The 20054-nt window shown below is 45.3% G+C and carries 19 protein-coding genes; all 19 read left to right on the forward strand.

What is annotated here, in order from left to right; translation table 11 throughout:
* Window positions 1-96: 96 nt before the first annotated feature.
* The 19 genes from upp to mreB all read left to right on the forward strand — a co-directional run bounded on the left by upp (window position 97) and on the right by mreB (window position 20005).
* Window positions 97-729 (forward strand): uracil phosphoribosyltransferase, encoded by a 633-nt coding sequence (gene upp, locus MUO15_RS16880; RefSeq protein ID WP_245031090.1) that lies wholly within the window; start codon window positions 97-99, stop codon window positions 727-729.
* Window positions 730-741: 12 nt separating this feature from the next.
* Entirely contained in the window at window positions 742-1890 is a 1149-nt protein-coding gene (wecB, locus tag MUO15_RS16885) for a non-hydrolyzing UDP-N-acetylglucosamine 2-epimerase (RefSeq protein ID WP_245031092.1), read from the forward strand.
* 307 nt (window positions 1891-2197) lie between these two features.
* Complete coding sequence (locus MUO15_RS16890) at window positions 2198-4390, forward strand: S8 family serine peptidase (RefSeq protein ID WP_305853251.1); 2193 nt, start codon at window positions 2198-2200, stop codon at window positions 4388-4390.
* Window positions 4391-4897: 507 nt separating this feature from the next.
* Entirely contained in the window at window positions 4898-5266 is a 369-nt protein-coding gene (locus MUO15_RS16895; RefSeq protein ID WP_245036066.1) for an ATP synthase subunit I, read from the forward strand.
* Between the two features lie 24 nt (window positions 5267-5290).
* Window positions 5291-6013, forward strand: coding sequence for a F0F1 ATP synthase subunit A (gene atpB / locus MUO15_RS16900; RefSeq protein WP_245031101.1), 723 nt, complete (start codon window positions 5291-5293; stop codon window positions 6011-6013).
* A gap of 49 nt (window positions 6014-6062) precedes the next feature.
* Complete coding sequence (atpE, locus tag MUO15_RS16905) at window positions 6063-6275, forward strand: F0F1 ATP synthase subunit C (RefSeq protein ID WP_026799008.1); 213 nt, start codon at window positions 6063-6065, stop codon at window positions 6273-6275.
* Between the two features lie 244 nt (window positions 6276-6519).
* Window positions 6520-7041 (forward strand): F0F1 ATP synthase subunit B, encoded by a 522-nt coding sequence (gene atpF, locus MUO15_RS16910; protein ID WP_245031103.1) that lies wholly within the window; start codon window positions 6520-6522, stop codon window positions 7039-7041.
* Window positions 7038-7583, forward strand: coding sequence for a F0F1 ATP synthase subunit delta (locus MUO15_RS16915; RefSeq protein WP_245031109.1), 546 nt, complete (start codon window positions 7038-7040; stop codon window positions 7581-7583). The genes atpF and MUO15_RS16915 overlap by 4 nt, the downstream gene beginning before the upstream one ends.
* Window positions 7584-7605: 22 nt before the next feature.
* Window positions 7606-9114, forward strand: a complete 1509-nt coding sequence (gene atpA, locus MUO15_RS16920) for a F0F1 ATP synthase subunit alpha (RefSeq protein ID WP_245031111.1) — start codon at window positions 7606-7608, stop codon at window positions 9112-9114.
* Between the two features lie 142 nt (window positions 9115-9256).
* The gene (gene atpG, locus MUO15_RS16925) at window positions 9257-10120 is read left to right on the forward strand and encodes an ATP synthase F1 subunit gamma (RefSeq protein WP_245031120.1); all 864 of its coding nucleotides are present in this window, start codon (window positions 9257-9259) and stop codon (window positions 10118-10120) included.
* A 40-nt stretch (window positions 10121-10160) separates the two neighbouring features.
* On the forward strand, window positions 10161-11552 hold the full coding sequence (atpD, locus tag MUO15_RS16930) for a F0F1 ATP synthase subunit beta (protein ID WP_245031122.1): 1392 nt from the start codon (window positions 10161-10163) through the stop codon (window positions 11550-11552).
* Window positions 11553-11642: 90 nt separating this feature from the next.
* Window positions 11643-12047: a F0F1 ATP synthase subunit epsilon gene (locus MUO15_RS16935; RefSeq protein ID WP_245031124.1), complete on the forward strand. Its 405-nt coding sequence runs from the start codon at window positions 11643-11645 to the stop codon at window positions 12045-12047.
* Between the two features lie 614 nt (window positions 12048-12661).
* Window positions 12662-12895 (forward strand): DUF1146 family protein, encoded by a 234-nt coding sequence (locus MUO15_RS16940; RefSeq protein ID WP_245031126.1) that lies wholly within the window; start codon window positions 12662-12664, stop codon window positions 12893-12895.
* An 84-nt stretch (window positions 12896-12979) separates the two neighbouring features.
* Entirely contained in the window at window positions 12980-13696 is a 717-nt protein-coding gene (locus tag MUO15_RS16945) for a YwmB family TATA-box binding protein (RefSeq protein ID WP_245031134.1), read from the forward strand.
* A 34-nt stretch (window positions 13697-13730) separates the two neighbouring features.
* Window positions 13731-15041, forward strand: coding sequence for a UDP-N-acetylglucosamine 1-carboxyvinyltransferase (gene murA / locus MUO15_RS16950; RefSeq protein ID WP_245031142.1), 1311 nt, complete (start codon window positions 13731-13733; stop codon window positions 15039-15041).
* Window positions 15042-15168: 127 nt separating this feature from the next.
* Window positions 15169-16200 (forward strand): stage II sporulation protein D, encoded by a 1032-nt coding sequence (gene spoIID / locus MUO15_RS16955; protein WP_245031144.1) that lies wholly within the window; start codon window positions 15169-15171, stop codon window positions 16198-16200.
* Between the two features lie 941 nt (window positions 16201-17141).
* Window positions 17142-18143, forward strand: coding sequence for a stage II sporulation protein SpoIIQ (locus tag MUO15_RS16960; RefSeq protein ID WP_245031146.1), 1002 nt, complete (start codon window positions 17142-17144; stop codon window positions 18141-18143).
* A gap of 413 nt (window positions 18144-18556) precedes the next feature.
* Complete coding sequence (gene spoIIID / locus MUO15_RS16965) at window positions 18557-18835, forward strand: sporulation transcriptional regulator SpoIIID (protein WP_245031148.1); 279 nt, start codon at window positions 18557-18559, stop codon at window positions 18833-18835.
* Between the two features lie 168 nt (window positions 18836-19003).
* Window positions 19004-20005 (forward strand): rod shape-determining protein, encoded by a 1002-nt coding sequence (gene mreB / locus MUO15_RS16970; protein WP_245031149.1) that lies wholly within the window; start codon window positions 19004-19006, stop codon window positions 20003-20005.
* The last annotated feature ends 49 nt before the right edge of the window (window positions 20006-20054 follow it).

Genomic DNA, 20054 nt, shown 5'->3' on the forward strand with positions numbered 1-20054 from the left:
GTCTAACCGCCCCTCTCCACCTTTCGTGACTTGCTTGTTCGATTTTTTTTCAGTACAATTTATAGGATGCATATTATGAGAAGGAGTTGACTGGCAATGGGAAAAGTTTATGTGTTAGACCATCCATTAATTCAACATAAATTGACGTACATACGCAAAAACGAAACAGGGACGAAGGATTTTCGCCAATTAGTCGATGAAGTCGCCGCCCTTATGGCTTTCGAAATCACTCGTGACCTGCCGCTTGAACAAGTGGAAATCGACACCCCGGTTGTATCAAACGCGAAAGCCCAAGTGCTGACAGGGAAGAAAATTGGTCTAGTACCGATCCTTCGTGCTGGTCTAGGCATGGTAGACGGGATTATCAAACTGATTCCTGCAGCGAAAGTAGGTCATGTCGGTCTTTACCGCGACCCTGAAACACTGCAACCTGTAGAATACTATGTCAAACTTCCAAGTGATATCGAAGAACGTGAACTTATTGTGATTGATCCAATGCTCGCGACAGGCGGTTCCGCCAACGAAGCGATCGAATCATTGAAAAAACGCGGCGCCCGCCAAATCCGCCTGATGTGCCTCGTCGCTGCACCTGAAGGTGTCGAGGCTGTTCAAGAGGCGCATCCAGATGTTGACATTTATTTAGCCGCAATGGACGAGCGTTTGAACGAAAAAGGCTACATCGAACCAGGCTTAGGCGATGCAGGTGATCGCCTGTTCGGCACGAAGTAAGGAGGCCCATCCATGTCCAACCGCATTAAAGTCATGACTATTTTCGGAACACGCCCCGAAGCGATTAAAATGGCGCCGCTTGTTTTAGAATTAAAAAAAAGGTTAGAGCAGTTTGAGCCCATCGTCACAGTGACCGCTCAGCACAGACAGATGCTTGACCAAGTCTTGAATATTTTCAGCATTGAACCCGATTACGATTTAAACATCATGAAGGATCGTCAAACGCTGACGGCTGTCACAGCACGAGCGCTTGAGGGGCTTGACGACATCATGAAGAAAACCGAGCCGGATGTCGTGCTTGTTCATGGTGACACAACGACAACATTCGCAGCCTCTCTCGCAGCCTATTACAATCAAATTCCCGTCGGACACGTCGAAGCGGGGTTAAGAACGTGGAACAAATACTCACCATTCCCGGAAGAAATGAACCGCCAGCTAACAGGTGTCATGGCCGATCTTCATTTTGCACCGACGAATAAATCGCGAGATAATCTGCTAGCTGAAAATAAAATTGAGAATAACATTTTTGTCACAGGAAATACTGCAATTGATGCTTTGAAGACAACGGTCGACAGCGAGTATACTCACGAAGTCCTTGACCAACTAGGTGACAAGCGCCTCGTGTTGATGACCGCCCATCGCCGCGAGAATCTCGGCAATAACATGCAGCAAATGTTCCGCGCGATTAAGCGTTTGGTGGAAACTCATGACGATGTGCAAGTGGTCTACCCTGTCCACTTAAACCCTGTCGTGCAGGAAACAGCTGATGAGATCTTAGGGAATGATGACCGCATCAAGCTGATCAAACCACTTGATGTCATCGATTTCCACAACTTCGCATCGCGCGCCCACTTGATTTTAACCGATTCAGGCGGCGTCCAAGAAGAAGCGCCATCCCTTGGTGTTCCTGTGCTCGTTTTGCGTGACACAACCGAACGTCCGGAAGGCATCGAAGCAGGCACATTGAAACTTGCCGGCACAGAAGAAGATCATATTTTCAACCTGGCCAACGAGCTCCTGTCCGACGACAGTAAGCACGAAGCGATGTCACAGGCTTCAAATCCTTACGGTGATGGACAAGCGTCCGCTCGCATTGCCGAAGCAATTCGCTACTTTTTCAAGGATCGCGACGATAAGCCGGATACTTTTGAAACGAAATAATCAAAAAGGATCAAACCCACTCGCCGGGTTTGATCTTTTTTTATGAAATAAGTCGTTTGGTCAGAATCCTTCCTTGTTTAGTTAGAATCCTCACGATTTTGGGGAGAATGCCTGAGCTTTTCATCAGAATAACTCCAATTTCGGGTAGAATCGGTTGGATTTTGGTCAAAATCCCTCGAACAGCAACCATTGAAAGCTCGGCAAAAACTCTAATGCTATTTTCATCATGCATAGCAACTTCTATTCATCACAAACTATGGAAAAAGGAGCTTCTTGCATGGGCAAAATTTCTGCACTCGTACTCCTCTTGGCGTTGGCAACCGCAGGGTTTAGCAATCAAGCTGATCCTATTCAGCCTACACGCCCTGAACTGCTGAAAGACCAGCCGGAGCCGTCAGAGGAAGTCACCATTATTGTCGAACTAGACGAATCACCAAAAGCTTTTGCGAGTCAGATCGAAACGAGGCTCCCGCGGCTCGAGATAGTCGCAACCTACACGACCATTTTTCAAGGGGTGGCGATCAAGGGAGAGGCGGAAGAGCTTGAGAAGCTCGCCCGTTTAGATACGGTCGTCAATCAATATCCTGTTCGAACCTACACCACTACCCTCACCCCACAAGCTGAAAAAACTCAAACGCTTACGACAGATGTGGTGCGAAGCCAGACCTCTTTTACAGGAGAGGGTGTCAAGGTTGGGGTCATTGATACAGGGGTGGATTACACACATCCTGACTTAACCGCCAACTACCGTGGTGGCTTTGATGTCGTTGACTTTGACCAGGATCCGATGGAAACGATGGGGCAGCTAGGGGCGACGATGCATGGGACACACGTCTCCGGGATCATTGCGGCTGATGGGGAAATGAAGGGTGTCGCGCCTGATGCTGAGCTTTATGTCTATCGCGCGCTTGGCCCGGGTGGATCAGGTTCATCGGTGCAGGTGATTGCCGCAATTGAGCAAGCCGTTGAAGAGGGGATGGATGTGATCAACTTATCGCTCGGAAACACAGTCAATGGTCCTGATTGGCCAACGACGAAAGCGGTCAACAAGGCAGTTGAGCTTGGCACGACCGTTGTTGTCGCAGCGGGAAACTCGGGCCCGGCCTCCTGGACAGTCGGTTCGCCGGGTACCTCACAGAAAGCGATCACGGTCGGGGCCGCCTCTCTCCCGGGTACGCAGCCTGTCCTTACATTGCCGGGGCAGGATCGAAAGGTCGGCGTCCAGCTTTTGCAGGGCTCCGTACCCTGGACTTTTACAAAAAAATATCCCTTAATCGACGGGGGGACAGGGGAGAACGGTGTGCCCCCGGCGTCAGGAAAGATTGTTGTGATGAAGCGGGGAGTTGTGCCCTTCGGTGTGAAGACGCGCCTTGCGTATGAGCAGGGTGCGGTTGGTGTGATTATTTACAACAATGAAGAGGGACAGTTTCAGGGAATGATGAACGGCAAGGAAATTCCGATTCCAGTTGCAACTGTCAGCAAGGAGGATGGGGAGTGGCTGCTTGAGCATGGCGTCGAGGAAAATCAGTGGCTCGAAACGACCATGAAGCAAATGGACCATGGCATCGCTCCGTTCAGTTCAAGAGGACCGGTGACGACGAATTGGACGGTCAAGCCGGACATTCTCGCACCTGGCGTCCAGATTATCAGTACGGTGCCGGGTGGATATCAACCGCTGCAAGGGACAAGTATGGCCGCACCGCACGTCGCTGGTGTTGCTGCACTCATCAAAGAAGCTCATCCCGACTGGACACCGGCCCAAATCAAGCATTCGCTCATGACAACAGCCGATTTGTTGATACAGAAGAAGGGACAGCCCTACCCGCCGACTGCACAAGGGGCCGGGTACATCGATACCGAAGCCGCGATTAATCCGGATCTCTGGATTGAACCGGGTGCACTCAATTTTGGTCGTATTAAGAATAACTTCTTTCGGGAAAAAGTTATGGTGACATTGCACAACAAAGGGGATAACAGCCAAACGATTAGTGTGCCTGAGCCCGAAAGTTCAAATGGGATCACATGGATGACGCCGCAAACCGTTGAACTTGAGCCAAATGAGAAGGTAGAGGTGCCTATCGAACTCAGCGTGTCGAAGGCTTTCGTTGAAGCGGGGGTTCATCAAGGATATGTCACCTTGAAGAGCGATGACCAGGCTTATGAAATCCCGTATCTGTTTATGATGGAAGGTGCCGATTACGAGAAAGTGTCAGGCTTTGAGCTTTATCAAGACTGGCAAACATCGAAGGATCTATCGTACCGCTTTCATTTAACAGAAGCGGTCGATCAGCTTACAGTTGACTTGTACCGTGCAGGAACAATGCTGCATCAAGGTACATTGTTCGAACTAGAAGAACCGGAGGCGGGCATGGTTGAAGGTGAAGTTGACCGCGGATTTAAAGGAGAACTAGGCGGAGCCTACATTGCCGTCGTCACCGTCACAAAAGACAAAAAAACTAGCACCACCACCTTCCCAGTCCAATTAAAAAACCAACAATAACTAACAATAACTTCCACCTCAGGTCATCCAAATTATGGATGACCTGAGGTGGAAATAATAGGTTTATAAGGAAACAACCACTCAAGCTTTGGGTGGTTGTTTGTGTGTTTGTGTCCATTGTGTGAATTGTGACGGAAATGTGATCGACTGGTGTCGTGTAATTGTACTTTTGCTCGTAAACTCATTGACATCATATGACCCCTATTGTATTCTTACATAGTGTGGAATGATAAGGTTTTCATCCCTTGGGAGCACTGGATATTTATTCTTTATAGCTTATGGATACAAGGGGTAAGTGATGCCTTTCACATAAGCAAATACACGTGGAATTTGTCTTTTTGAACCCCAGCTAGCGGGATGACCACTTACTGGTGTTTTTATGGAAGATAGATCGGATCTTTATTCCAAGCACACCCCTCTTTTCTAACATGAGGTCTTCTTATGCTTAGAAAGCAAGTACATGCGGAACGATTCATTTGGTACGAACGTACACGGGAGACGATGCACATGAAAGATTATCAACACATGATAGTCCGTCAGCGAAAGTGGATGTTCTACCTACTAGCCTTACTCGTTTTAGGGTGGGGAGTCACACCGTGGCAACCGGTTTTCCTCGGACTTCTACTAGGAAGTTCCCTTAGTTTCTACAACCTCTGGCTCATGCAGCGAAAAATCAAAAAGCTCGGTGAGGCATCAGCAGACAACCACTCTATCAGAGGGATCGGGACTTTTACAAGATTGGCTTCAGGTGCTTTAGCCGTAGTCATCGCCCTTCAGTTTGAAGAACATTTCCAATTGTTTGCAGTAGTATTGGGCTTAATGGCAGCCTACATTGTCATTTTAATAGATTACCTGTTCAACAAATCAACAGATTAGCATGACGGAAGAGAGGTGAACAGATTGAATCACGAAGCACCGATGTGGGAGGATGCGTTTGGAATCACCTGGCTTGATTTCAACTTATCTAACGTGTTAATGATGTTTATTGCTTCATTAATTGTATTTATCCTCGGAGTTGCGGCAACAAGGAATATGCAACGCTACCCTAAAGGTTTCCAGAACTTCATGGAATGGTTGATTGATTTCATAAAAGGAATCATCGGTTCAAATATGGACTGGCGTACAGGTCGGCTTTTCTTACCTCTGGGTCTAACATTATTTGCCTACATATTTGTTTCGAATATGCTGGGAGTCATTACCAACGGGGTTGTCGGACATAATCTATGGTGGAAATCACCAACAGCCGATCCAGGAATTACGATGACGCTTGCGATTATGGTCGTAGTGTTATCCCATTATTATGGGGTTAAATTAAAAGGTGGTAAAGAGTATGGAAAAGGGTTTGTACGCCCAGTGCCATTTTTGTTACCTTTTAAAATTATCGAGGAATTCTCAAATACGTTAACGCTTGGGTTGCGTCTATACGGGAACATCTATGCAGGTGAAATTTTACTTTCTTTATTGGTAGGACTTGCAGCTAGTGGTATTGGTGGATTCATTGGAGCGTCGCTTCCGATGGTCGCATGGATGGGCTTTAGTACATTTATCGGTTTCATCCAGGCATTTATTTTCGTTATGTTAACGATGGTTTATATGTCTCACAAGGTGAGCGATGACCATTAAAATAAAAGCATAAAAAAACTTTTTTAAAAATATGAGGAGGATTTTCATTATGGGTCTATTAGCAGCTGCAATTGCAGTAGGTTTAGCGGCACTAGGTGCTGGTATTGGTAACGGTTTGATTGTAAGTCGTACAGTTGAAGGGATTGCGCGTCAACCAGAATTGCGCAGTGCACTTCAAACAACAATGTTCATTGGTGTGGCACTAGTTGAGGCAGTTCCAATCATCGGCGTTGTTATCGCATTTATCGTAATGGGTCAGTAATTGAGACAAGCGTGGGTGGCGAAGTTCATATTCGTGAATCTTCGCCATTGCTTTATATCTTATTAAGAACTTCATACCCAAGTTTATGTAAAGGAAACTTCGCCTTAGAGCTTGCTGCTTAAAAGTCGGGCTTTTCTTGATTATCTAGCTCTAGCACCTAAAGCCTCTCGAGATCCTATCTCACGGCTGATCAAGTGCTTGTGCTTTTCTTATGTTAGGTGTGGTGTGGAAAGGAGTGACAACTGTGCAAGGATTTACTGCGAACTTAGTCCTGGGTGCAACAGGATTTGCCGTTGGCGATATGATTATTCAACTGTTCTTCTTCATCATTCTACTTGTACTTCTAAGGAAGTTTGCGTGGGGACCATTGATGAACATGATGAAAGAGCGTGAAGATTATATTGCAAATGAAATAGATACAGCCGAAAAAAGCCGTGAGGAAGCAGCACGTCAACAAAGTGAAGCTTCAGAAGAGTTGAAAAAGACGCGTCAAGACGCACAGAGTATTATTGAGGATGCGCGTAAAACAGCAGGACAGCAAGAACGAGATATCGTTGAATCCGCTCGTAAAGAAGCAGAGCGTATCAAAATCTCTGCTCGTCAGGAAATTGAGCAAGAGCGTGATAAAGCCGTTCAAACACTTAAAGATCAGGTGGCTTCCATGTCTGTTATGATTGCATCGAAAGTAATCGAAAAAGAATTGTCTGAGCAAGATCAGCAAGCATTAATTGATAAATATATCAATGAGTCAGGAGAAGAGCGATGAGTGATAATACGATCATTGCGAAACGTTACGCCACCGCTCTTTTTCAGCTCGGACAAGAACAATCCAAACTGGACGTAATAGAAACTGAATTACGTGCACTGCGTGTCATTTTCAAAGGTAATAAAGGGCTTGTCCAATTCCTTAAGCATCCCCGTTTAACAGTGGATGAGAAGAAACAGCTGCTGAACGATTCTTTGAAAGATTTTTCAAAGGAAACGCTTCACACTCTAATGCTGTTAATTGATCGTCATCGTGAAGAAATCATGATTGATATGATTGATCACTTCATCTTGAAAATGAATGATCTAAAAGGGATTGCAGACGCAACCGTTTATTCCGTGAATGAACTTTCAGACGTTGAAAAACAACGTATTTCAGCAACGTTTGCACCAAAAGTCGGCAAACGTTCATTAAACCTTACTAATGTGATCGACACATCCATTATCGGAGGCATTCGTCTTCGTGTAGGCAATCGCATTTTTGATGGTTCTGTCAGCGGGAAGCTTAGCCGAATCGAACGTCAGCTAGTTTCTCAGAAATAAAAGACGATAGGGGTGAAATGGCATGAGCATCAAAGCTGAAGAAATCAGTGCGCTGATTAAGCAGCAAATTGCAAACTACGAATCAGATATTGAAGTCAACGATGTAGGTACAGTTATCGAGGTTGGTGACGGTATCGCTCGTGCTCATGGTCTTGACAACTGTATGGCCGGAGAGCTTGTTGAATTTTCTAACGGTGTCATGGGGTTGGCACAAAACTTGGAAGAAAGTAATGTTGGTCTTGTTATACTTGGACCATTCACAGATATTAAAGAAGGCGATGAAGTTCGCCGTACTGGACGCATCATGCAGATTCCTACAGGTGAGAATATGCTTGGGCGTGTCGTTAACCCTCTAGGGCAGCCAGTTGATGGCCATGGTCCGATTGAAACGAGCAACACTCGTCCAATCGAGTCACCAGCTCCCGGAGTTATGGATCGTAAATCTGTTGATGAGCCGCTTCAAACAGGTATTAAGGCGATTGATGCACTTGTACCAATTGGCCGTGGACAGCGTGAGTTAATTATCGGAGACCGTCAAACAGGTAAAACATCTGTTGCAGTCGATACAATTTTGAACCAGCACGACCAGGATATGATTTGTATTTATGTGGCCATTGGTCAAAAAGAATCAACTGTTCGAGGCACAGTGGAAACACTGCGCCGTCATGGAGCGCTTGATTATACGATCGTTGTTACGGCAAGTGCATCTCAACCTGCACCGCTTCTTTACCTTGCGCCATATGCTGGTGTTACGCTTGGTGAAGAGTTTATGTATAACGGTAAAAACGTTCTAGTCGTATATGATGATCTTTCTAAGCAAGCAGCCGCTTATCGTGAGCTTTCCTTGCTGCTTCGTCGCCCGCCAGGCCGTGAAGCATTCCCAGGGGATGTATTCTACTTGCACTCCCGTTTACTTGAGCGTGCCGCTAAACTTAGTGATGCGAAAGGCGGCGGTTCTTTAACTGCTCTTCCATTCGTAGAAACACAAGCCGGCGACATTTCAGCCTATATTCCAACAAACGTTATTTCCATTACAGATGGACAAATTTTCTTACAGTCAGATCTATTCTTCTCGGGTGTGCGTCCAGCGATCAACGCCGGATTATCCGTGTCTCGTGTAGGTGGTTCTGCACAGATCAAAGCCATGAAGAAGGTAGCGGGTACGCTTCGTCTCGACTTAGCGTCCTTCCGTGAACTAGAGGCTTTTGCCCAGTTCGGTTCTGACCTTGATAAATCAACACAAGCTAAGCTTAACCGTGGTGCCCGTACAGTAGAAGTACTGAAGCAAGGACTTCACCAACCGCTAGCTGTTGAAAAACAAGTTATGATCATTTTTGCCCTAACTAAAGGACACTTAGATGAAATTCCAGTAGAAGATATCACTCGTTTTGAGTCTGAATTCCACATTTGGTTAGATAACAACCGTAAAGAACTTCTTCAGCAAATCCGCCAAACAGGTAAATTGGCAGATGAAGATGAAATGCACGGGGCTGTTAAAGAGTTCAAGAAAACCTTTGTCGTTTCTAATTAATCAATCATAACTAGAAAAGCGTTAAGCACCTGCTCACTTGGTAATCTTAAGTTAATTGATGCAATGAATGTAGCTGATCACTTAAGATACTTGAGGGAGGAGGCGCTTTTTCGCCAGACACTAGAAAGGGTGGTGAAACAACGTGGCATCCCTTAGAGATATTAAAGGTCGTATTACTTCAACGAAAAAAACAAAGCAGATTACGAAAGCGATGGAAATGGTTTCTGCCTCCAAGCTGAACCGTGCTGAACAGAATGCGAGACAATTTGTTCCTTATAGTGAAAAGATCCAAGAAGTCGTAGCGGGTATCGCTGCAGGCGGCGGTGTAACTTCACATCCAATGCTTGAATCTCGGGAAGTGAAGCGCACAGGATACGTGGTCATCACATCAGACCGAGGACTTGCAGGAGCCTACAATAGTAGTGTTTTGCGGAAAGTGTACCAGGAAATTAAGCAGCGTCACACTTCTGCTGACGAATATAAATTGATCACACTGGGACGCGTAGGCCGTGACTTTTTCCGAAATCGTAATATGCCGGTAGATAAAGAAATCACGGGTATCTCTGATCAGCCTGATTTCGCCGATATTAGCGATATTGCATCAGAAACGGTGCAGCTCTATACCGACGGCGAAGTTGATCAGCTATTCCTTTATTACAACCATTATGTTAGTGCGATTACTCAAGAGGTTACCGAGAAAAAAGCACTGCCATTAACTGATTTAGGCGGGCAGGCCAAAGCAGCCTCAAGCTCGTATGAATACGAACCAAGCCAGGAAGAAATCTTGGAAGTTCTGCTGCCGCAATACGCTGAGAGCTTGATCTACGGCGCATTGCTCGACGGTAAAGCAAGTGAGCACGCCGCTCGTATGACGGCGATGAAGAGTGCAACAGACAATGCCGATGACCTTATTGGCGACCTTTCACTTTCTTACAACCGTGCCCGTCAAGCAGCCATTACCCAGGAGATTACCGAAATTGTCGGCGGTGCAGCTGCCCTCGAATAGGTATCGATGGATTTTTTGAACAGTTAGAGGAGGGAAATCGATGAGTAAAGGACGCGTAACCCAAATTATGGGACCCGTAGTTGACGTAACTTTTGATGATGGTCAACTTCCTGAAATTAATAACGCAGTGGTCGTACAAGCAGAAAATGTCGACCTTACACTAGAAGTTGCCCTTCACCTTGGGGACAACACCGTACGTACCGTTGCGATGTCTTCAACTGAGGGCGTGCAGCGTGGAACGAGTGTTATCGATACAGGCGGACCGATTGCTGTACCTGTAGGCGATGTAACACTCGGACGCGTATTCAGCGTACTTGGTGAAAAAATCGACCTTGACGAGCCGCTTCCGAGCGATGTTCGTAAAGATCCAATTCACCGCCAGGCACCAACATTTGAAAACTTAGCAACCGAAACTGAGATTCTTGAAACAGGAATTAAAGTTGTAGACTTATTAGCCCCTTATGTAAAAGGTGGTAAAATCGGTTTATTCGGTGGTGCCGGAGTAGGGAAAACCGTTTTAATCCAGGAGCTTATTAACAACATCGCACAAGAACACGGTGGTATTTCCGTATTCGCAGGTGTTGGTGAGCGTACTCGTGAAGGAAACGACTTGTATTATGAAATGAAAGATTCAGGCGTAATCGCGAAAACAGCCATGGTATTCGGTCAGATGAACGAACCACCTGGAGCTCGTATGCGTGTTGCCCTGACAGGTCTGACCATGGCCGAGTATTTCCGTGATGAGCAAGGACAGGACGTTCTGTTCTTCATCGATAACATTTTCCGTTTTACCCAAGGCGGACTAGAAGTATCAGCCTTGCTTGGCCGTATGCCATCAGCCGTTGGTTACCAGCCGACACTAGCAACAGAGATGGGTCAACTGCAAGAACGTATCACATCAACAGATAAAGGGTCTGTTACATCGATCCAGGCGATTTACGTGCCTGCCGATGACTACACAGACCCAGCGCCAGCGACAACGTTCGCTCACCTTGATGCAACAACAAACCTTGAGCGTAAGTTATCAGAGCAAGGGATTTACCCAGCGGTGGATCCACTAGCTTCTACATCACGCGCACTTGACGCTGACATCGTTGGTGACGAACATTACGAAGTAGCTCGTGAAGTTCAACGTACCCTTCAGCGCTATAAAGAATTACAAGACATTATCGCCATTCTTGGTATGGATGAGCTGTCAGATGAAGATAAATTGACCGTTTCACGTGCTCGCCGCATACAATTCTTCCTTTCTCAGAATTTCCACGTTGCTGAACAGTTTACAGGACAAAAAGGTTCCTATGTCCCTGTAGCTGAAACAGTAAAAGGATTCAAAGAGATTCTGGATGGTAAGCATGACGACATTCCAGAAGATGCCTTCCGCCTTGTCGGCCGCATTGAAGAGGTTGTCGAAAAAGCTAAACAAATGCAATAAGCATATCATTTTAAAGTGTCACTCAGGCGCACGTATAAAATGCGTCGCCTGACATACCGGCACTTATGATCTGCCTAAGGAGGAATAGCTATGAAAACACTAACGGTGAGTGTTGTCACTCCTGATGGCCCGATACTAGAAGACGCATACGAAATGGTTAGCTGTAAGGCGGAAAGCGGGGAACTCGGCGTTATGCCCGGGCACATCCCAATGGTCGCTCCCTTATCTATCAGCGCCGTTCGTCTCAAAGGGAAAGGACAATCAGATCGAATTGCCGTAAGCGGTGGGTTCCTTGAAGTCCGTCCAGACAAAGTAACCATCCTGGCGCAATCCGCTGAGAGGCCTTCTGACATCGATATTGACCGTGCCCGCAAAGCTAAGGAACGTGCCGAGCAACGCATGGCCGATAAACAATCCGATATCGACATGAGAAGGGCTGAATTGTCACTCAAACGAGCCATTAACCGTTTAGACGTTCACGACAATAACTTCTAAAAACTGCTTTCATTATGAGAGCAGTTTTTTTATTTTACAAAAGTCGTTCATAAGCCTCCCTATCACTATTCGACTCCACATATTATCATTGCTCACCATCAGCGGTGAGGGTGTCCGCCCATCCCAGCAAAGCTATACCAAAACGCGCATTTAAAATGAAAACGGGCAATCATTTCCGATTTTATTGTCATTATTCCCCGGGAAATATTATCTCTTGTCAGAGGAAATGTTCATTTTGACAAAACATGTCTAGCTCTTGCTCCTAAAGCCAATCATCACCGTGAAGAATGATCACGGTCACAATTCAGATCAGGCGATTGTTGGGTGTATCTTGATGTATAGCACGTTGCACTTTTTCGCAAACTCTCGGCATCTATCCCTCTGAGTGGGTTGGAATCACTCACGCAAAGACGCTTGAATAAAACGTGCCGACCTTAGTCGAACTTCATCACATTTTTTCAAATATATTCGAGCCGCCTCTACTTTTTATAGTTCACACAATGTTCACAGATATCATGGGGAATCCCCACTATATTATTGACAAAAAAACGTTCTCATGTAATTGTTAATTATGTGTGCAAAATCGGTAGATCCGTCAGTGAGGTGTTTGACGAATGGATCAGTTTCTACTGCAAGACGCACTTCTCAGCATGACCTCTCATATTATTTTTATTATCATTACATGGAAGGTTTTGCAGGCAGTAAACCTGGATGCGTTTCTCCGAAAAGGACGCATCTTTGAAATTAGGGTGTTAATGATACTTATTACGATCGCCATCGCTACATCTGTCAGTAACTTCTTTCTAGACCTCATCAATTGGTCAAACAGTTTGGTTTACTTATTTTAGTGTCGTGTCTTGTCGGTAATTGTATCGTATGAAAGGAACTCTCCCTGTTCACACTTAGAGTATGATATGGGGGAGGAATTACATATGAAGATACTATGGACTTGTTTACTATCACTAACAATATTGGCAGGTGTTCATCCGCAGGAAACGGCTAAGGGACATATTGATCTTTCGCCGTTACTAGAGTTGGCAGCCTTTGTAGAAGATGAGCAGCTGGACATTAGTGAATACAAGATTGTACTGAAAGAATCGATTAAAACAGCTAACGTAGAAGAAATGAAGCAGCAAATCAGCGGGGTTTTTCCGAATGTAAAGATGAGAGAAGAGGATTCAAATCTCGCTCGTAAATATATCTTTACGAACGGTCAAAAAAACTCTAGTTTTAACGAAACTTTTACAGTGATCGTGCCAAAAGATAAGACTGTTTCATCTAATGTCGTTTACTCGCTTACTGCTGGGGGTACAGAAAGATTAACGCCAGATAAAATCAAACAACAAATCAATGAAATTAAGTCACGGATTTTTTCGAAAAATGTCACTTTATACACTTGTCTCAAAGCAGAGGCTGGTGGTATTATTGATGATGTTTTAATCTATCAAAAATTCAAAAAAGCACTCAATATAACAACGATCGAAGCAGCTACCGAAGAAAGCTGGACTAGCAGATCCGGCTACACACCAAGGTGGAGTCAAGCCATTCCATTACCCAATGGAGCAATGAATGTCCAATTCGCTACCCGTACATTGGGCGGTCGAACAACCATTACAATTGGCACACCTATCATAACTGCTGAATATTAATAATAATGAATATGGACGCGGAGGAGAATGAACCTTGGATAAAATCATCGTCCGTGGTGGAAGGCAGCTTAATGGCACTGTAAGAGCTGAAGGTGCAAAGAATGCCGTACTGCCTGTCATCGCAGCAAGTATAATTGCAAGTGAAGGGAAAAGTGTTTTGCACGACGTCCCGGCATTAGCGGATGTTTACACGATCAATGAAGTCATTAGACATATGAATGCAGATGTAGAAATGAAAGACCGATCAGTAACCATTGACGCTTCTAAACAATTAACAACAGAAGCTCCTATAGAATATGTTCGTAAAATGAGAGCGTCTGTACTCGTGTTGGGACCGCTATTGGCCCGCTATGGTCACGCAAAGGTCGCCTTACCAGGAGGATGTGCGATCGGTTCACGTCCGCTTGATCAACATCTTAAAGGTTTTGAAGCAATGGGCGCAGAAGTAACGGTTGGTAACGGATCAATTGAGGCTCACGTAAAAGGCCGTTTACAGGGAGCCAAGATTTACTTGGACGTACCTAGTGTAGGAGCTACAGAGAACATTATCATGGCTGCTGCACTGGCCCAAGGAAGAACAGTCCTTGAGAATTGTGCGAAAGAGCCTGAGATTGTTGATCTTGCCAACTTCTTGAACAAAATGGGCGCACGTATTGTCGGCGCAGGTACAGAAACGATTCGGATTGATGGGGTCGATAAGCTTTATGGCGCGACCCACACCATCATTCCAGACCGAGTGGAAGCAGGAACCTTTATGGTAGCCGCAGCCATCTCGGGTGGTAATGTACTCGTACAAGGAGCCATGCATGAGCACTTACGCTCAGTTATTTCCAAAATGGAAGAAATGGGTGTTAAGATCGAGGAAGAGGAGGATGGACTTCGTGTTATTGGTCCGAAACAGCTGAAAGCAACGGACATTAAAACGATGCCACATCCTGGTTTCCCTACAGATATGCAGTCTCAAATGATGGCACTCATGTTAAATGCGAAGGGCACAAGCGTTATCACAGAAACTGTTTTTGAAAATCGCTTCATGCATGTGGAAGAATTCAGACGCATGAATGCAAAGATGAAGATAGAAGGCCGCAGCGTTATTGTTGAAGGACCTTCTGCACTACAAGGAGCTGAAGTGCAAGCCACTGATTTAAGAGCAGGTGCTGCCCTTATCTTAGCTGGTCTTGTAGCTGATGGCTATACACGTGTAACAGAATTGAAGCATCTGGATCGAGGGTATGTTGATTTTACTGAAAAACTTGCCCAGCTCGGTGCTGATATTGAACGCGTCAACGAAGAAGAATCCTACGTGGAAGAATCAGAGCCAAGCGAATCAGTATCGACATTATAATATATGCCTATTTATAAGCAATCCCCGTCAATTTTTTGATGTGGGGATTGCTTTTTTTAGTTCTATCATCTGTCTCAAATGGATACATTTTAGTAGAGGGATCTACTTTGTTTCAGGGGGACGTTATATGAAAAAAAGGAATCGCATCGGAATCGCGGTAATGAGCAGCATTTTTGCAGGAATTATTTTTATCCCGACAGTAATCGTTCTACCATTCACGGGATCAAGTGACACAGCACAAGTCCAAGAAACACAGGCCCAAGCAGCAGAAGACGAAGAAGTTGTGACGGAGCTTCCAGCTAGTCTATCTCCCTTTTCTATTCATGTATTAAGGAGTGAAACAGACAAAGTTGAGGAGGTTCCCTTAGAGACATACGTTTCTAGAGTAGTGGCATCAGAAATGCCTGCCAGCTTCGAACTCGAAGCCTTGAAGGCACAAGCTCTCGCAGCCCGAACGTATGTCACACGACACCTCAGCCAAGGAGGTCCTGTTTCAGAAAATGCCGACGTTACGGATACAACCCAGCACCAAGTGTACAAAAACGAAAAGGAGCTTCGCAATTTGTGGGGAGATCATTATGTAGAAAACATAAGCAAAATTAATAAAGCTGTTCAAGAAACAGCAGGAGAAATTATCACTTACAAACAACAGCCAATCGAAGCAGCCTTTTTCTCAACAAGCAATGGGTACACAGAAAACTCTGAGGACTATTGGAAACAGGAGATCCCTTATTTGAAAAGTGTCGAAAGTCCATGGGATAAAGCATCACCGAGATTCGCTGATCAGAAAATTGTCCCTCTCAGCGGGTTAGAAACCGCCTTGGGTGTAGACGTGACACCATCCCTTTCCAATTTGAAGCTGACCAAGACAGAAGGCGGCCGCGTTGATCAAATAACAATTGGAAGCGAAACGTTCTCAGGCAGAAAAATAAGAGAAGCCTTCAACTTGCAATCTAGTGATTTTACATTGGAACAAAAAAATGACCACATCATTTTTACAACACAAGGATTTGGCCACGGTGTCGGCATGAGCCAATATGGCGCCAACGGCATGGCTAAAGCAGGAAAAACTTATAAAGAGATCATTGAACACTACTACCAAAATACTGAGATCTCACCGATGAGCAAGCAAACCGCCTCCATTACAACTGTTAAGTAGACGGTGAACTAAGAGGGAGTGTTTAATGGAAATGGAGCTTTTTGCGGAAAAAAATGAGCGATTTGATTTTGGCAGTAAGGAGTACTTGCAGTTTCTGCAAGTACTCCTACTCGATTGAGAGGCTAGCAATCCGGAAGTTTCTTTTGCTAAACGATCAGCGGATTGGGACAAACCTCGCTTTTCTAAAAGGAATCTAATTCTGAGGGGTGGCTCTCAATCGTTAATTGCACGAAATTTTAATTAATTGCATATAATTTTAAATAATTGCACGAAATTCGTGATAATTGCACATAATCCGAGATTATTGCACGTAAATCTCGTTAATTGCATATATCCAAAAATCGAATCGCCTGTGCCGATCTGCTTTGGCTCACAGGCCGCGCGCCCCCTGCCCCATAGGATGTGGGGTCGTTCGGCGTTGAAACAGGACGCTTCGGTTTTAGCCGAACTTCCTCTACCCAGGGCCTTTCCACTTTTCTATTGTCTAGCTCCGGCGTCTAGACTCTCGAGACATAAGCAATCCCCCTCCGTGAAGGAAAGCCCACTTCACTACGGCGTCTTGCTTATGCTTTTCGAGTCTGACCAAGACGCCTTCGCTTTTCTATTGTCTAGCTGCAAGGGGCAGACCTTCGCGACATAAGCGGTTCATCTCCGTGGGGAAGGACCGCCCCACTGCGATGCTCCGCTTATGCGTGTCAGGTCTAATCGCCCCTTTCCGTTTTTCTACTGGCTAGCTCCAAAGCCCAGACACTCGAGACATAAGCAGTTCGCCTTCGTGAAGGAAAAAACACTTCACTACGCCGCTCTGCTTATGCTTGTCGTGTCTAACCGGGCTTTTCCGCTTTTCTCACAAAAATTTTCCTCTCTATGTATAGATTCCCTTAAAAGTGATCAGAATGATTTTTGAGGTGATGAACATGAGAGAGGAAGGAAAGAAAAGCGTGACTAAATTAAAGTTTAAACGCTTAATGCGCAAGAAGTGGATCTATCCAGCTTTGTATCTGTCCGTAGCAGCTTTGGTGTTAGTAGGAGTGTTTTGGTTCCAGCAAAGTTCAAATGATGTAGCTGAACAGGTGAAGGATCAAAATCAAACCAACGTCCAACAAGATTCAAACTTACAAAATCAAGAATCCGTTCCCGTTACTGGTCAGGATGAGAATTTACAAATGCCAGTTGCTGATGAACAGTCAGCATCCATCGTAACAAAATTCTTTGATTATGACGCATCAAACGAAGCGCAAGAAAGTGCACTGGTTCTTTACAACAATAAGTACTATCAGAGTGAAGGGATCGATATAGCAAAAGGTGACGGAGCCAATTTTGAAGTAACAGCAGCTCTATCAGGTACCGTTACTGAAGTGAAGGAGGATCCTCTCTACGGCAACGTCGTTCAAATCAGCCATGACAATGATGTTTCAACTGTCTATGCTAGTCTATCTGATGTTCAAGTAGAAGCCGGATCTGAAGTGTCACAAGGGGACGCCATCGGTCAAGCGGGTCAGAATTCTTTTGGCCAGGCAAGCGGTGTACACGTTCATTTCGAAGTTAGAAAAAATGGTGAACCACTGAACCCGGAAAACTTCTTTGGAAAAGCAGTTAGTAGTATTGAAGCAAAAGAAGAGAAGGCAAATGCGGAAGAAGGAACTGACGCTCCTGATGCTTCTGGTACAGAGGAACAGCCAACAAATAGTGAAGTAGAGGATCCATCTACTGAGATTGATCCAGATGCATCCACTGGCAGTGAAGATGAAATGCAGCCAGCTCCTGAACAGGGACAGGCTCCTGAAGAGGGCGCTGACCCAACCGAAGGAGATGCTCCAACTGAGGGAGACGCTCCAACTGAAGGAGAAGGTACTCCATCCGAAGACGCACCATCTGATGATACGGAAGAACCGACACCAGATGAGGAAGGCTCTTCATCCATTTCATCAACACAAGCATAAAGAGAAAATGGGGGTTTTCGAACCTCCATTTTTTTCTGTTTAAAAATGAAAAACTCGACAATCGTGCGGCGATGTCCAGCAGTACCCCAGACCACTTAGGACAACCTGCGCGCCCCCGTTGGCCACCGTATAATTAAACATTTGGTAAAATGCACGAACAAGGAATGCAAGACAGCTCGAGGAAGAGTCGCGCTGAGCCCAACCTTCTCGGAATCGTACGATGCTTTTGTTTACTTCCCCCGCCTTTTGACATATCTGAGGACCTCGAGTAATACAATGAGGATAACCGAGCAGTCGGTAGCATCCAGGGTGAAACAACTAGAGAAAGTACCAAACACCTCTGAACGCCCAACAACTCTAAACTTGTCTCGAGAAGCGACCCCTTGGATAGTCAATCACAGGAGGCGAGTGATGTGCATGACTACATCAAAGAACGGACAGTCAAGACTGGGGAGTACATTGTCGAAACGAAGAAAACAGTAAGAGTGATTGCGAAAGAATTCGGTGTCTCCAAAAGCACCGTACACAAAGACTTAACAGAACGCCTGCCGGAAATTAACGCGGATTTAGCCAAACAAGTAAAAACGATTCTTGACCATCACAAGGAAATTCGACATCTAAGAGGTGGAGAAGCGACGCGCATGAAATATCGAACCGTTATTGAAGAAAAGCCTGCTGAACCTACCCACTAATCACGTATTCATCCTCCTACCTCCCATATACCTCTTATGTATGGAACATTTTTCATGAGAAATGCGACGAATGATGTAACTTTGTGATAGAATATAGTATTAGATGTGCTATGTTTTTATGAAAAAACGACCGAATAGTTTTTTATAATTAGGGAGGATCTACCGAAGATGTTTGCAAGAGATATCGGAATAGACTTAGGAACAGCCAATGTACTTATTCATGTAAAAGGAAAAGGGATTGTTTTAAACGAACCGTCCGTTGTAGCGATAGACAGAAATACTGGTAAAGTCTTAGAAGTGGGCGAAGAAGCTCGTCGCATGGTGGGACGTACACCAGGGAATATCGAGGCTACCCGTCCATTAAAAGACGGAGTGATTGCAGACTTCGACGTAACGGAAGCGATGCTTAAGCATTTTATTCAAAAAATAAACGTGCGCGGCTTTTTGTCTAAGCCTCGGATGTTGATTTGCTGCCCGACGAACATTACGAAAGTGGAACAAAAAGCAATTAAAGAAGCGGCCGAGAAATCTGGTGGGAAAAAGATTTATCTTGAAGAAGAGCCGAAAGTTGCAGCGGTTGGAGCAGGGATGGATATCTTTCAGCCGAGTGGGAATATGGTCGTTGACATCGGTGGAGGTACGACGGATGTAGCCGTTATTTCCATGGGCGATATCGTTACCGCTTCCTCTATCAAGATGGCTGGGGACAAATTCGACACGGAAATTCTTCAGTACATTAAGAAACATTACAAGCTCTTGATCGGAGAGCGGACAGCCGAGAATATTAAAATGAGTGTAGCGACTGTTTTCAAAGGGGCACGCAATGAAGAAATCGAGATTCGTGGCCGTGATATGATGACAGGATTGCCACGTACAATCACAGTTAATTCAGAGGAAATTGAAGCATCTCTCCGCGAAGCTGTGCAAACCATCGTACATGCAGCCAAGCAAGTCCTTGAACGCACGCCACCGGAACTGTCAGCTGACATTATCGATCGCGGTGTGATCATGACAGGCGGCGGCGCCCTTCTGCACGGCATCGACCAGCTGCTTGCAGAAGAACTGAAAGTGCCTGTATTTGTAGCTGAGGATCCAATGGATTGTGTAGCCAAAGGTACAGGCATCATGCTCGAAAACATTGACAAAATCACCCGCAATAAAATTAGTTAACAGAAGGATGTATTTGGAAAGTTGCTGCTATCATTCAGTGACGTTTTGA

The sequence above is a fragment of the Halobacillus amylolyticus genome, assembly GCF_022921115.1.
GTDB lineage: Bacteria > Bacillota > Bacilli > Bacillales > Halobacillaceae > Halobacillus_A > Halobacillus_A amylolyticus.